Annotated in this window: 10 protein-coding genes; 2 read left to right on the forward strand and 8 right to left on the reverse strand. The window is 66.2% G+C overall.

Features of this window, described 5'->3' with window-relative positions; all coding sequences use genetic code 11:
- Nucleotides 1-77: 77 nt before the first annotated feature.
- From I8N54_RS17985 to I8N54_RS18015, 7 genes are read right to left on the reverse strand one after another with little or no spacing between them, the layout of a single operon-like run.
- Nucleotides 78-1,028: a formylglycine-generating enzyme family protein gene (locus tag I8N54_RS17985; protein WP_140195346.1), complete on the reverse strand. Its 951-nt coding sequence runs from the start codon at nt 1,026-1,028 to the stop codon at nt 78-80.
- A 9-nt stretch (nt 1,029-1,037) separates the two neighbouring features.
- Nucleotides 1,038-2,564, reverse strand: coding sequence for a sulfatase family protein (locus I8N54_RS17990; RefSeq protein ID WP_140195344.1), 1,527 nt, complete (start codon nt 2,562-2,564; stop codon nt 1,038-1,040).
- A 2-nt stretch (nt 2,565-2,566) separates the two neighbouring features.
- Nucleotides 2,567-4,099: a sulfatase family protein gene (locus I8N54_RS17995; protein WP_140195342.1), complete on the reverse strand. Its 1,533-nt coding sequence runs from the start codon at nt 4,097-4,099 to the stop codon at nt 2,567-2,569.
- A 14-nt stretch (nt 4,100-4,113) separates the two neighbouring features.
- The gene (locus I8N54_RS18000; protein ID WP_140195340.1) at nt 4,114-5,184 is read right to left on the reverse strand and encodes an ABC transporter ATP-binding protein; all 1,071 of its coding nucleotides are present in this window, start codon (nt 5,182-5,184) and stop codon (nt 4,114-4,116) included.
- A gap of 17 nt (nt 5,185-5,201) precedes the next feature.
- Nucleotides 5,202-6,080 (reverse strand): carbohydrate ABC transporter permease, encoded by an 879-nt coding sequence (locus I8N54_RS18005; protein ID WP_140195338.1) that lies wholly within the window; start codon nt 6,078-6,080, stop codon nt 5,202-5,204.
- The gene (locus tag I8N54_RS18010) at nt 6,073-7,047 is read right to left on the reverse strand and encodes a carbohydrate ABC transporter permease (protein ID WP_140195336.1); all 975 of its coding nucleotides are present in this window, start codon (nt 7,045-7,047) and stop codon (nt 6,073-6,075) included. The genes I8N54_RS18005 and I8N54_RS18010 overlap by 8 nt, the downstream gene beginning before the upstream one ends.
- Before the next feature lie 60 nt (nt 7,048-7,107).
- Nucleotides 7,108-8,607, reverse strand: coding sequence for an ABC transporter substrate-binding protein (locus I8N54_RS18015; RefSeq protein WP_140195335.1), 1,500 nt, complete (start codon nt 8,605-8,607; stop codon nt 7,108-7,110).
- A gap of 148 nt (nt 8,608-8,755) precedes the next feature.
- Between I8N54_RS18015 and I8N54_RS18020 the strand changes: the two genes are divergently transcribed.
- Together I8N54_RS18020 and I8N54_RS18025 are read left to right on the forward strand one after the other, a co-directional pair.
- A complete protein-coding gene (locus tag I8N54_RS18020) occupies nt 8,756-9,679 on the forward strand; it encodes a LysR family transcriptional regulator (protein ID WP_198571736.1) in 924 nt (307 codons plus the stop codon).
- 10 nt (nt 9,680-9,689) lie between these two features.
- A complete protein-coding gene (locus I8N54_RS18025; protein WP_140195331.1) occupies nt 9,690-11,126 on the forward strand; it encodes a sulfatase family protein in 1,437 nt (478 codons plus the stop codon).
- Between the two features lie 3 nt (nt 11,127-11,129).
- Here the strand turns inward: I8N54_RS18025 and dapE are convergent, their stop codons facing one another.
- Nucleotides 11,130-12,278, reverse strand: coding sequence for a succinyl-diaminopimelate desuccinylase (dapE, locus tag I8N54_RS18030; protein ID WP_140195329.1), 1,149 nt, complete (start codon nt 12,276-12,278; stop codon nt 11,130-11,132).
- Nucleotides 12,279-12,316: the final 38 nt, after the last annotated feature.

A 12,316-nucleotide genomic window follows, 5' to 3' on the forward strand; every position in this document is an offset into this window, starting at 1 on the left:
CGCGCGACCCGCTCTTTCATCTGGCCGAAAATACCTCCGGGGGGAGCCGCCGCAGGCGGCGGGGGGCAGCGCCCCCCTCAGCTCCGATCGTAGAAGACCCGGAAGCCGGTATTGCTGGCCCCGCTGTCGGCCGCAACGGCGGAGCGGGCGGCGATCCGGTACCGATAGCAGTAGCTGATATGGCACAGGAAGCTGCCGCCCTTCATCAGCCGCAGGTTCTGCGTCTGCGCCGCCGCGTTGCGGGCCTTCGCCGTGCGGGAGGGGGAGCGGATGCGGAACGGCTCGGCGGTCCATTCCCAGACGTTGCCGGCCATGTCATGGATGCCTGCCCCGTTCGGCGCGAAGGCGTTGACGGGGGACGTGCCGACGTAGCCGTCCCGGGCGCTGTTGTCGGTCGGGAACGTGCCCTGCCAGATGTTGCAGGGCTGGAAGTCGGTATCGTCGGGCTCGTCCTCGCCCCACGGGAAACGCGGATCGTCGAGACCGCCGCGCGCGGCATGTTCCCACTCCGCCTCGCTCGGCAGGTGACCACCCGCCCAATCGGCGTAGGCGCGCGCATCGGCGTAGGACACGTGAACCACCGGATGATCCTCGCGCCCGGCGAGGGCCGTACCCTCGCCTTCCGGCGTGTGCCAGCAGGCGCCGTCGATCATCACCCACCAGGGCGTCGAGGATCGTGACGGCGCGACCGCGTCGGGATCGCTCAAAAGGCCCCGGAAGACGACGCCCCACCCGATACGCTCGGCCTCCGTCCGGTAGCCGGTGTCGGACACGAAGGCGGCGAAGCGGCGGTTGGTGACGAGGGTCGTGTCGCAGGCGAAGGGTTTCAGCCGGACCTGACGCACGACGGCTTCGCCGTCCTCCCGGATCTCGGGGCGGCGGGTGCCGGTGAAGCTCTTGCCACCCGTGAAAGTCGCGACGGGCGCGGGCGTCGGCTCGGCGATGTCGGACACATGACCGGGAAGCGGGCGCAGGTCGCCAGCCTTACTCTCACCGGCGAAGGTCGTTCGTGAACCGCAGCAGGCCATCGTCCCTCCTCAGGCTCCGGCGACGCGATCCTCGGCGGTCGCTTCGGAGCGCATGATGCCCTGCACCATCCGATGCAGCATCGCCGCCTTCAACCCCCCGGCGTCCGGATCGTCCCACAGGTTGTTCACCTCTAACGGATCGGCATCGAGGTCGAAGAGCTCTCCCCACGGGCCGTGCCGGTAGGTCGTGATCTTGTGGCGCGCCTCGACGTAGGTCATCGCGTGCGGCATCTCGGGATTGTGGCGGTTCTCGCAGATGGCAAAGTCGCGGGCCGGTTCACCGCCCGCCCAGCAGTCGAGCTGGGACACGCCCTGCATCGCGCCGACCCCGGGTGCGCCGGCGGCGGCGAGGAACGACGGCGCGAGGTCGACGAGGCTCTGGATCGCGTCGCTGGTCTCTCCTGCCGGAACATGGCCGGGCCATGCAACGATGAAGGGGAGGCGCAGCATGTCCTCGTAGTGGAACGGTCCCTTCGCGACGAGACCGTGCTGGCCGAGGAAATGACCGTGGTCCGTGGTGAAGACGATCAGCGTGTTGTCGGTCAGGCCCAGCGCGTCGAGCTTGTCGAGGATGCGGCCGACCTCGGCGTCGATAAAGCTCATCATGCCGTAGTAGACCGCCATGTCCTTCTTCAACTCTTCCTCGGGGTAGAGGTGACTCTCACAGCCATGCGCGTTGAAGGGGCTGTGCCAGTCGCCGAAGTCGGGCTCCTGCTCCTGCGTCTTGGCGAAGTGCGGCGGATTGCGATCGTGCTCTCCCGGCGCGACGCGGCCCGGCTCCATCTCGGCGGGGTCGTACATGGAGGCCCAGGGTTCGGGCACCGTATAGGGCGGGTGCGGGTCGTGGAAACTGGCCCAGAGGAAGAACGGCTGGTCGCCAGTCTCCTCGATGAAAGCGGCGCTGCGCTCGCCGGTCCAGCGTGTGTAATGAAGATCGTCCGGCAGGGCCCAGGCGCGGTCCTTGCGCGCCCAGTAGTGGCCGCTGTCGGACAGGCGCGGGGCCTTGACGGCCGTGTCACCCGGCAGCGGCTGGAAGTAGTCGCGCCAGTCGGCGAGGCCCTTCTCTTCCATCCAGATCGCGTAGTGCTGGCCGACGTGGCTTTCATCGGCATGGTTGCGAGCGAGCTCGATATGCTGAAAGCCATACCAGGGGCCGTTGAAACCCCGCCAGAACTCAAGATCGCGGAGTTTCGGCTGACTCTCCAGCGACGGCGGGGCGAGGGGCTGGAAGTGCGCCTTGCCTATCAGGCCAGTACGATAGCCCTGCGCGGCGAGATGGTCGCCGAGGAACTCCCGATCCTCGGGCAGCGAGACGCCGATGGTCCAGGCCCCGTGTCGCGACGGATACTCCCCCGTGATGATCGAGGCGCGGGACGGCGTACAGACCGGGCTCGGGCAATAGGCCCGATCGAAGCGGGTCCCCGCCGCACAGAGCCGGTCGAGGTTCGGCGTGCTGATCCGGTCGTTGACCGCGCCCAGCACGGTGAAGTGCTGCTGATCGGTCGTGATGAGCAGGATGTTCGGTCGGTTGGTCATCCTCAGCCCCGGCGAGCCGAAGCGCTGTCATGTTCGGGCACATCGCCGATTGCGATCATCTTGGCGTCCAGCTTCGAAAGCATGGTGTCGAAAACCTCCGCGTAGGAGGGATCGCCGGCGACGTTCTTCAGCTCATAGGGATCTTCCTGACAGTCGAAGAGCTCCCACTCGGGCGGGCCGCCGCCGGGGCGGGCGCCGAGCTGGCCGAGGTCGTCGTTGTACCAGTAGATCAGCTTGTAGCGCTGGTCGCGCACACCGTAGTGGGCCCATGCCTCGTGGATGATGTCGTTGTGCATCCAGTAGCGGTGATAGGCGAGCTGATCCCAGTCGTCCGGGGTCTTCCCCTCCAGGACCGGGCGCATCGAGGTGCCCTGCATGTAGCTCGGCACGGGAAGGCCGGCGTAGTCGAGGAAGGTCGGCGCGAAGTCGACGTTGCAGGCGATGTCCTTCGAGGTGCTGCCTGCCGGGATCGCCGCCGGATACCGGCAGAGGAACGGCATCTGGTAGCTTTCCTCGTACATGAAGCGCTTGTCGAACCAGCCATGCTCGCCAAGAAAGAAGCCTTGGTCGGAGGTGTAGATGACGATGGTGTTCTCGGCGAGGCCGAGAGCATCGAGCGTGTCGAGCATACGGCCCACACCGTCGTCGATGGCCTGAACGGTTCGCAGGTAGCGGGACATGTAGCGCTGATACTTGAATTCGGCGAAGGCCTGCGGATCGTCGAAGGTGAAGTTATTGCCCGTTTCAGAGCAGATGACGGTGATCTCCTCGCCCGGCTGAAGCTCGGGGATTTTGCGCATCGGCCAGGGGTCGACCATCATTTCGCCCGCCACGCCGGCCGGCCCTTCGGGCTGGACCAGTGCGAGGTCCTCCCACAGCAGATCCGACTTCACGCGCATCTTGGCGGCCTCGGCGGCGGCGGCGCGGTTCTGGTAGTCGTCGCGGAACGTCTCTGGCAGCGGGATGCTTCCGGGCTCGTGCAGGTCGCGATAGCGCGGGTGATACTGCCAGTTCCGGTGCGGCGCCTTGTGGTGGCACATCAGGAAGAACGGCCGATCCTTGTGGCGCTCGATGAAGTCGACGGACTTGTCTGTGATGATGTCGGTCGCGTAGCCGCTGATCCGCTCGCGCCCCTCCGGGCCGATGAAGGCCGGGTCCCAGTAATCGCCCTGCCCCGGCACGACGGACCATTCGTCGAAGCCCGTCGGTTCGTGCTGCGGCCCTTCGCCGAGGTGCCATTTGCCGAAGATCGCGGTTCGGTAGCCGCCGGCCCTCAGGTGCTTGGCGACGTTGGGCCAGCGGTTGTCGATGTGCGTGTCGAGCGTCGTGACACAGTTCACGTGGTTATGGGTCCCGGTCAGGATCGCCGCACGCGACGGCGTGCAGATCGAGTTCGTCACATAGGTCGCGTCGTGGCGCATCCCCTCAGTCGCGAGCCGGTCGAGGTTCGGCGTTCGGTTCAGACCGCCGCCATAGGCCGAAATCGCGCGCGATGCGTGGTCGTCCGACATGATGAAGATGATGTTGGGGCGCATGGGATCACTCCTCTTCAGGCGGGAACAGGGTGCGGCGCGGCGGCCTGCGCCTTGCCGTTGGCATCGAACAGGTGGGTCCGGCCCGCGAAGGTGAAGCGGATCGGCTCGCCGACCCGGGCGGTGCTTCCGGGGTCGAAGCGGGCGACCATCTCCTGCCCCCAATCGGTGCGGAAGTGGACCAGCACGCTGTCGCCCAACTGTTCGACGACGGTGACGGTGCCGACGAGATCGCCCTCGTCGGACGTCGGCTTCAGCGCGTCGGCCCGCACGCCGAGCGTCCGGGCATGGCCAACGCCGGGGAGGGACACCGTGCGGCCGTCAGGCATCTTCGCGGCTTCGCCGTCCGGGGTCAGTTCGATGAAGTTCATCTTTGGCGAACCTATGAAGCCGGCCACGAACAGATTGTCGGGCCTCTCGTAGAGGTCCATCGGAGCGCCGATCTGTTCGACCCGACCATCGCGGAGCACGACGATCTTGTCGGCCAGCGTCATCGCCTCGACCTGATCGTGGGTGACGTAGATCATCGTCGCCCGCTCCATCGAGTTGTGCAGCTTCGCGATCTCGAGGCGGGTGGCGACGCGCAGCTCGGCGTCGAGATTGGACAGAGGTTCGTCGAACAGGAACACTTCGGGGTCACGCACGATGGCGCGGCCGATGGCGACGCGCTGGCGCTGGCCGCCCGACAGGGCCTTTGGCTTGCGCTGCAGGTAGGGTTCGAGCTGCAGGATGCGCGCGGCCTCGTCAGTGCGTTTCTTCACCTCGGCCTTGGGCATCCCGTTCATCAGCAGGCCGAAGCCCATGTTCCGCTCCACCGTCATGTGCGGGTAGAGCGCGTAGGTCTGGAACACCATCGCCGCGCCACGGTCGGCCGGGTCGAGGTCGTTGACCCGCCGCCCGCCGATCTGGACTTCGCCGCTGGTGATCTCCTCCAGCCCCGCGATCATCCGCAGCAGCGTGGACTTGCCGCAGCCTGAGGGGCCGACAAAGACGCAGAACTCGCCCTCGTCGATGGTGATGTCGACGCCCTTGATGACTTCGACCGCGCCGTAGCGCTTCTTGACGTTGTTCAGGATGACTCCCGACATCTGGGACTCCCCTCGGATCAGCCCTTCACCGCGCCGGCGAGGCCGTCGATGAAGTAGCGTTGCAGGAACAGGAACAGGATGATGACCGGCACGATCGTGATCGCCGACGCCGCGGTCATGCCGCCCCAATCGATGAAGTGCTCGCCCCGGAAGGAGTAGACGCCGACCGACAGCGTGCGCATCGACGGGTTCGCCAGCGTGACGACCAGCGGCAGGAGGAAGTCGTTCCACGCCTGCAGCGTCTGCATCACGATGACGGTCACGATGATCGGCTTCGACAGCGGCAGCATCACGTACCAGAAGGTCTTCACCGGGCCGACGCCATCCATGCGTGACGCCTCCTCCAGCTCGTTCGGAAGCTGGGTGAAGTAGCCCGCGAAGAGCAGCGTGAAGATCACAATGGAATGGCCGCATGTCGCCAGCATCAGCCCCCAGAGCGACTGGCCGAGGCCGAGCGACGTCAGCAGTTCGAACACCGGGATGATCGTGTAGCCCTGCGGTATGAAGAGGGTGAAGACCATCAGCCCCATCAGTACCGCCTTCCCCGGGATCGGCCTGCGGCCCAGCACATAGCCCATCAGCGCCGCCGCGATCGTGGTGACCATCACGGAGCCGACCGTGACGAAGAGCGTGTTGAAGAAGTAGCGCCCGATGTTCGCCTCGACCCAGGCGTTGGTGTAATTCTCGAACGTCGGATTGTCCGGGATCAGGCCCGTGGAGGCGAAGATCTCGTTGTTGGACTTGAACGAGGCCGAGATCATCCAGACCAGCGGGTAGACCCAGACCACGCAGACCGCGGCCAGCACGACCGACGTGATCTGCCGCCTCAGACGCGGTCCGAAGCGGGAGGTGCGCCGCCGGACGGCGGGCGCGCGACCGAGCGTTGCGTCAGACATTGGACGGGTCCTTCCTGCGAGCGTGGCGCACGGCGAGGATCTGGAAGATCGTCAGCACCATGATCGCGAGGCCGAAGAGCACGCCTGCCGCGCTCGCGTAGCCGAGGCGCGGGAACACGCCGGGCGACGGGGCGAAGGCGGTGCGGAAAATGAAGACCTCCATCACCTCGGAGGCGAAGAACGGCCCGCCCTGCGTCGTCGCCTGGATCAGCGGGAAGACGTTCAGCGCCGCGATGGCGGAGATCAGACCGATGACCACCGCGAACGGCGCGACGATCGGCAGGATCACGAAGATCGTTGTCTGCCAGCCTTTCACGCCATCGAGCTTCGCCGCCTCGTACAACTCGTCCGGCACGGTCTGAAGCGCGGCGAGCCAGTAGATCAGCGTCACGCCAGACCACTTCCACACGAAGATCGCCGCCAGCGACCAGAGGACCAGCTGCGGCGAGCCGAGGAAGTCGATCGCGCGCGGGATCAGCCCCCCTTCAAGCAGCAGCCCGTTGATCGGCCCGTTGAAGGGCGACAGCATCAGCGCCATGACGATGGCGATCACCGCGACCGGCGTGACCACCGGCAGGAAGATCATCGTCCGGAACAGCGTCGACAGCTTCAGCAGCTTGTTGTTGAGGATGATGGCGAGCACGAGGCTCAGCACCATCTGCAGCGGCACGGTCGCCAGCGTGAACAGCATCGAGCGCCAGAAGGCGGCGATGAAGAACTCGTCCTGCAGAAGCTCGCGGTAGTTGTCGAGCCCGACGAACACCCGGTTCGCATCGAAACCGGACCAGTCCAGCAGCGAGAAATATTGCGACGCGATCATCGGCCAGAGGATGAAGGCGCCGAAGACGATCAGCCCCGGCACGAGGAACAGGTAGTCGATCCGGTGTGCCCAGATCCTCTGCCCCAGTCCCTTGCGCGGCGGCGTGTCCGGGCGTCCCGGATCGAGATTGCCAGCGGAAGCGGCCATGTTTGTTCCTTGTCAGGTGGTGGCCGGCCCGGCGTGCGGGCCGGCCTGGATCGGGACGGCTCAGCCGTAGTCCTGCATCGGATCCCAGTCCTCGAAGACGAGCATGTCGCGAGTAACCTCGGCACCGTTGCCGTTCGCCTCTTCGATGGCGGCATCGAGCGCCGCGCTCATCGCGTCGTTCACCTTGGTGAGGGTCTCCTGAACGCCCTGAAGCTGACCGGAGAACAACCCCTGAACCGTCTGCGCGAGGTTCGGCGTCGGCTCGATGAAGACCCGGGCGACCTCTACGAAGCCGGTGCTGGCCGAGTAGGGCACCGGCGTCGCGCGGACCTGCTCCTCCTGGATGGCGAGGACCTGGCGCGAGCGCTCGGACAGATCTGCCTGGTTGTTCGCCTCGGGGAAGATTGCCGGGTCGGCAGGGCCGACCACGTTGGCCCATGCCGTCTGGCCCTCGAGCGTGCCCATGATGCGGAACACGTCGGCCGCGTATTCCGGGTTCTTCGAGGCTGCGTTGAGGAACATCATGTTCGCCGTCGCCGGCAGCGAGTCGGTGTAGGTCTTGCCGTTCGCCCCTTCCGGTGCGGGCGTCATCGCCATGCCGAAGTCGAAGTCGGGGTTGTTGGCTTCCCAGATCGGGACGTTCCACGGGCCTTGCAGGATCATGCCCGCGTTGCCCTGCGCCACGAAGGCGCGGGCCTGCGGCGCGTTGAGGCTCATCAGGCCGGGGAAGGTCGACCCGTCGTCCCGCATGGCGAGCAGCAATTCGACCGCGCCGACGAACTCCTCACTGTCGATCACGTATTCCCCGGTCGTGTAGTCGAAGCCGGTGACGAAGCCCGAGGTGCCGCAATGGGCGCCCGCACGCGTGGCGAGGTGGATGGTCGCGTCGCGCCAGCGGTTCACCTGCGCGCCCCCGATGATGAAGCCCGGCGTACGGCCGCCCGAGTTCTCTGTGATCTGCCGTGCGGCGGTGCGGAATTCTTCCCACGTCAGCGGGTTGTCGGGGCCCGGCTGGAAGTCGGTGAGGGACATCGCCTCCTGCCCGAACAACAGCAGGCAGGACGACCGGCGGTCGGAGGTGAAGGGCAGGCCATAGGTCTGGCCGTCCATCATGTTGACGCCCTCGATGAAGGAGCCCGTCGGGAAGCCGGCTTTCCACTCTTCGATGTCGGGGATCAGCGGATCGAGCGGCTGCACCCACCCTTCCGAGATGGCGACGGCGGGCGGCATGTCGAGCGGCAGCGTGAAGGCATCCGGCGCGGTGCCATTGCGCACGCCGAGCGGCACGACGGTCGCGATCTCGCTCCACGGCAGGCCGTCATAGACGACGTCGATACCGTTCTGATTCTTGTATTCCTCAAGAAAGGCCTCGAAAAAGACGGCTTTCTGGTCGCCACTGTCAAGCCAGCGCAGTGGGCCGTCCGGCGCGGGCAGGTCGATCGGCGAATCACCGATGCCGTATTGCTGTGCGACGACGGGTCCGGCGACGGCGGCGAGGCCGGCGGCACTTGCGGTGCCCAGAAACTCGCGGCGCGACAGGCCACGTGGGGTTCGTATCATCTCGTTTCTCCTCCCATTGCCGGTCTCGGCACCCTCTCCCGGGGTTGCGACCAGCCGATGCCCCGGACTTTAGTGATTGCCGGGATGCATACAAAATGCATAATCCGGCAGGAGCGATGCAAGAACTTTATCACTCATGATCGACTTGATGACCCACCTCTTCCGACTCCAGGCCATCGTGGAGGAAGGAAGCCTGCGCCGCGCCGCGCTTCGGCTGAACGTCACCCAGCCTGCCTTGTCGCGCTCTGTCGCGCAGATCGAGGAGCGGCTTGGCCAACCCCTGCTGGAGCGGCACGCGCGTGGCGTTCTGCCGACGCCGTTCGGGGAAAAGGTGCTGACCTCGGTCATGCGCCTGTCGCGGCAATGGGAGCTGGCGGAAGAAGAGCTTCTGTCGACCTCCGTCGATCCGAAGGGCAAGATCAGCATCGACGCCGGTCCGCTCTGGCGGACGGTGGTGCTGCCGCAGCTGTTCGACCCGCTCCAGAAGGCGCATCCCAACCTCGAGATCGACCTGACGAATCTCGCGCAGGGGTCTGGGGTGGAGAAGCTGCTCGACGGGCGCATCGACGCCCTGTTCGGCGGGCTGCAGTTCGCGTCCGATCTGCCACCGCGGCTGGTCGCGCGCGCCTTTACCACCTTCCACGACCGGGTCGTCGCGCGTGAGGATCACCCGATCCTGTCGCTGAGGGGCGACGACGGCGAAATCCCCGTAGAGGCGCTGCTCGACTATCCCTGGCTCGTCTACACCGCGGACCCGATTTACGAGATCGAGACGGTTCACGCCGCGAACGAGCGGCTTGGCCGGACTCCCGACATCCGCATCACGACGCAGTCGCTGATGTCGGCGATCAACATTTTGCAGCGGTCCGACTGCGTGAGCATCCTGCCGGACGCGGCCGTCACCAACACCGTGAACCCGAGCGTGATCGCCCTGCCCGTCGCGCTTGGCCGGCGCACCGCGAAGTCCGGCGTGATATTCCGGGAGGAGATGGCCGAGTGGCCGCCGCTGGTCACGCTGCTCGACCTTTGCGAAGCCCATTTCGGCGGAGCGTCCGCCGCCGTTCAGGCCTGAGGAGCCCTCCATGACGACGCCCCAAGGCCGTCCGCATATCTTCCTCGTGATGACCGACCAGCAGCGGTTCGACACGATCCGCGAGACCGGCGCGAGCTGGATGCATACCCCGACGCTCGACAGGTTGGCACGCGAAGGAGTGGTGTTCGATAATTGTTTCGTCAACGCACCATCCTGCGTGCCGTCGCGTGCCGCGCTGTTTTCCGGCGTCGAACCTCATTGTTCGGGCGTCCTGCGCAACGGTCAGTCTTGGCAGCGGACCTGGGTACCGGCGATGGCCGAAGCCGGCTATCACTGCGTCTCTGTCGGCAAGATGCACACCATCCCCTACGACGCTGACGCCGGGTTTCACGAACGCTTCGTCGTGGAGAACAAGGACCGCTTCTACGAGGGCCGCTGGTTCGCCGACGAGCTCGACAAGGCGATCGCCGCGCACAAGCTGGAGAAGCCCTCCCGCGCCGGCTACCGGACGTTGCCCGACTACCGCGACCGGCTTGGCGCGGTGGACTGGACATTGCCCCGTCACCTGCACCCCGACGTCTTCGTCGCGGAGACCGCCCGCTGGTGGTTGTCGACCCGGCCCCGTCCGGACCGCCTGTTCATGCAGATCGGCCTGCCGGGACCGCACCCGCCCTACGACCCGACCCCCGACGAGGTCGCGCGTTACGAGGCGATGGAGGACCTGCCGCTGCCTGAGGTCACGGAGGACGAACTCGCGTCCCTGCCCGCCTACCTGAAGGAAAAGCGCCGCCACGATGTGGAGGTCGACCACGACGCCGTCGCGTGGAAGCTGGAGCCGACCGAGGCGGAGCTGCGCAGGTTGCGCGCGCATTACTACGCGAATGTCACGATGATCGACGACGAAGTCGGCAAGCTGATCGCGACCCTGGAGGAATCCGGCTACCTCGAGAATTCCGTGATCATCTTCATGTCCGACCACGGCGACGCATTGGGCGATCACGGGCTCAGCCAGAAGTGGTCGATGTATGAGCCGGTTACGAAGGTCCCCGCGATCGTCTGGGCGCCGGGCCGGTGCGCGCCGCGCCGGCTCGACGGTTTGTGCCAGCTGTTCGACTTCGGGCCGACGATCCTCGACCTTGCCGGAGCGAAGCAACCTGTGCCCTGCCATGCACAGAGCTTGCTGCGCGCCTTGAAGGGTGAGCCGTGGGAGGGCCGCGATTTCGTGGTCTGCGAACAGGCAGGCGACGTGTCGATGACCGGAGCTCGGCTGGTCAGCATGATCCGCGACGACCGCTGGAAAGCGGTGTTCATCGAAGGTGCGGAGGATGGACAGTTGTTCGACCTCGCTACCGATCCGGAGGAGAGGCGGAATCTCTGGTCCGATCCCGATCATGCCGAAGAGTTGCGCCGCCTCCGCGATGAGTTCGCGGCATGGCGTACCCGCACGATGCTGGAGGCGATGGACCTGTTCGCCGACGCCCGCTGAAGCTCAGGCGAAGTAGCTGTCGAGTATCCGCCGGTAGACGGCTTTCAAGGTGACGATCTGGTCCGTCGGCACGCGCTCGTCGACGGCATGCATCGTCTTTCCGACGAGACCGAACTCCACCACCGGGCAGTGATCCTTCACGAACCGCGCGTCGGACGTTCCGCCGCTGGTCGACAGTTCCGGCGTGACGCCGGTCTCTGCCTCGACGGCCGCCGCGACGAGATCGGACAGCGGGCCGGGCGGTGTCAGGAAAGCTTCACCGGAAATCTTGGCGTCCATCTCGATCGTCACGCCGTAGGCGTCGGCGACTTTCTCGGCCTCGGACTGCAACAAACGGGTCAGGCTGCTGCCGGTGTGCGTGTCGTTGAAGCGGATGTTCACGGTGGCCCGGCACGTGGCCGGGATCACGTTCGTCGTCGGATTTCCGGTGTCGACCGTCACCACCGCCAGCGTCGACGCGTCGAAATGGTCGGTCCCCTCGTCCAGTCGCATCGACGCCAGCCGGTCCAGCAACCGCACCATCGGCGGCAGTGGGTTGTTGGCCCGGTGCGGATAGGCGGAGTGGCCCTGCGTGCCCTTCACCGTGAACCAAGCGGACATCGAGCCGCGCCGCCCGATCTTGATCATCTCGCCCATGCGATCGGGGCAGGTCGGCTCCCCCACCAGGCAGACGCTCATCCGCTCGCCCGCCTCGTCCATCCACTCGAGCAGCGCGCGGGTGCCGTCGACCGACGGCCCCTCCTCGTCACCGGTGATGGCAAGGATCACCGCGCCGTCAGGCGGCGTCTCGCGAACGAAATCGACGGCGGCGGCCGCGAAAGCGGCGACGCCGGACTTCATGTCGACCGCGCCGCGCCCCCACAGAACGCCGTCCCGCACCTCTGCCCCGAAGGGATCGACGGACCAGTCGGTCACATCGCCGACCGGCACGACATCGGTGTGACCGTTGAAGCCGAAGGACCGCTCCGCCCCTTTCGCGCCCCACCGGGCATAGAGGTTCGCAACACCGTTCCGGTCCACGCGAGTGCAGTCGAAACCGGCGTCCGACAGCAGGTCGGACAGCAGTCCGAGCGCGCCACCCTCTTCCGGTGTCACGGAGGGACAGCGCACGAGCGCGGCTGTCAGATCGACCGGGTTCTGGGGGTCCGACATTGAAGTCTCCTTCGAGGTCAGGGGCTACCGGGGATTCA

Source organism: Pelagovum pacificum (genome assembly GCF_016134045.1).
GTDB lineage: Bacteria > Pseudomonadota > Alphaproteobacteria > Rhodobacterales > Rhodobacteraceae > Oceanicola > Oceanicola pacificus_A.

What these genes read in the sequence shown, in the direction of transcription:
- I8N54_RS17985 (WP_140195346.1), bottom strand. Translation starts at nt 1,028, where the DNA reads ATGGCCTGCTGCGGTTCACGAACGACCTTCGCCGGTGAGAGTAAGGCT.
- I8N54_RS17990 (WP_140195344.1), bottom strand. Translation starts at nt 2,564, where the DNA reads ATGACCAACCGACCGAACATCCTGCTCATCACGACCGATCAGCAGCAC.
- I8N54_RS17995 (WP_140195342.1), bottom strand. Translation starts at nt 4,099, where the DNA reads ATGCGCCCCAACATCATCTTCATCATGTCGGACGACCACGCATCGCGC.
- I8N54_RS18000 (WP_140195340.1), bottom strand. Translation starts at nt 5,184, where the DNA reads ATGTCGGGAGTCATCCTGAACAACGTCAAGAAGCGCTACGGCGCGGTC.
- I8N54_RS18005 (WP_140195338.1), bottom strand. Translation starts at nt 6,080, where the DNA reads ATGTCTGACGCAACGCTCGGTCGCGCGCCCGCCGTCCGGCGGCGCACC.
- I8N54_RS18010 (WP_140195336.1), bottom strand. Translation starts at nt 7,047, where the DNA reads ATGGCCGCTTCCGCTGGCAATCTCGATCCGGGACGCCCGGACACGCCG.
- I8N54_RS18015 (WP_140195335.1), bottom strand. Translation starts at nt 8,607, where the DNA reads ATGATACGAACCCCACGTGGCCTGTCGCGCCGCGAGTTTCTGGGCACC.
- I8N54_RS18020 (WP_198571736.1), top strand. Translation starts at nt 8,756, where the DNA reads ATGACCCACCTCTTCCGACTCCAGGCCATCGTGGAGGAAGGAAGCCTG.
- I8N54_RS18025 (WP_140195331.1), top strand. Translation starts at nt 9,690, where the DNA reads ATGACGACGCCCCAAGGCCGTCCGCATATCTTCCTCGTGATGACCGAC.
- dapE (WP_140195329.1), bottom strand. Translation starts at nt 12,278, where the DNA reads ATGTCGGACCCCCAGAACCCGGTCGATCTGACAGCCGCGCTCGTGCGC.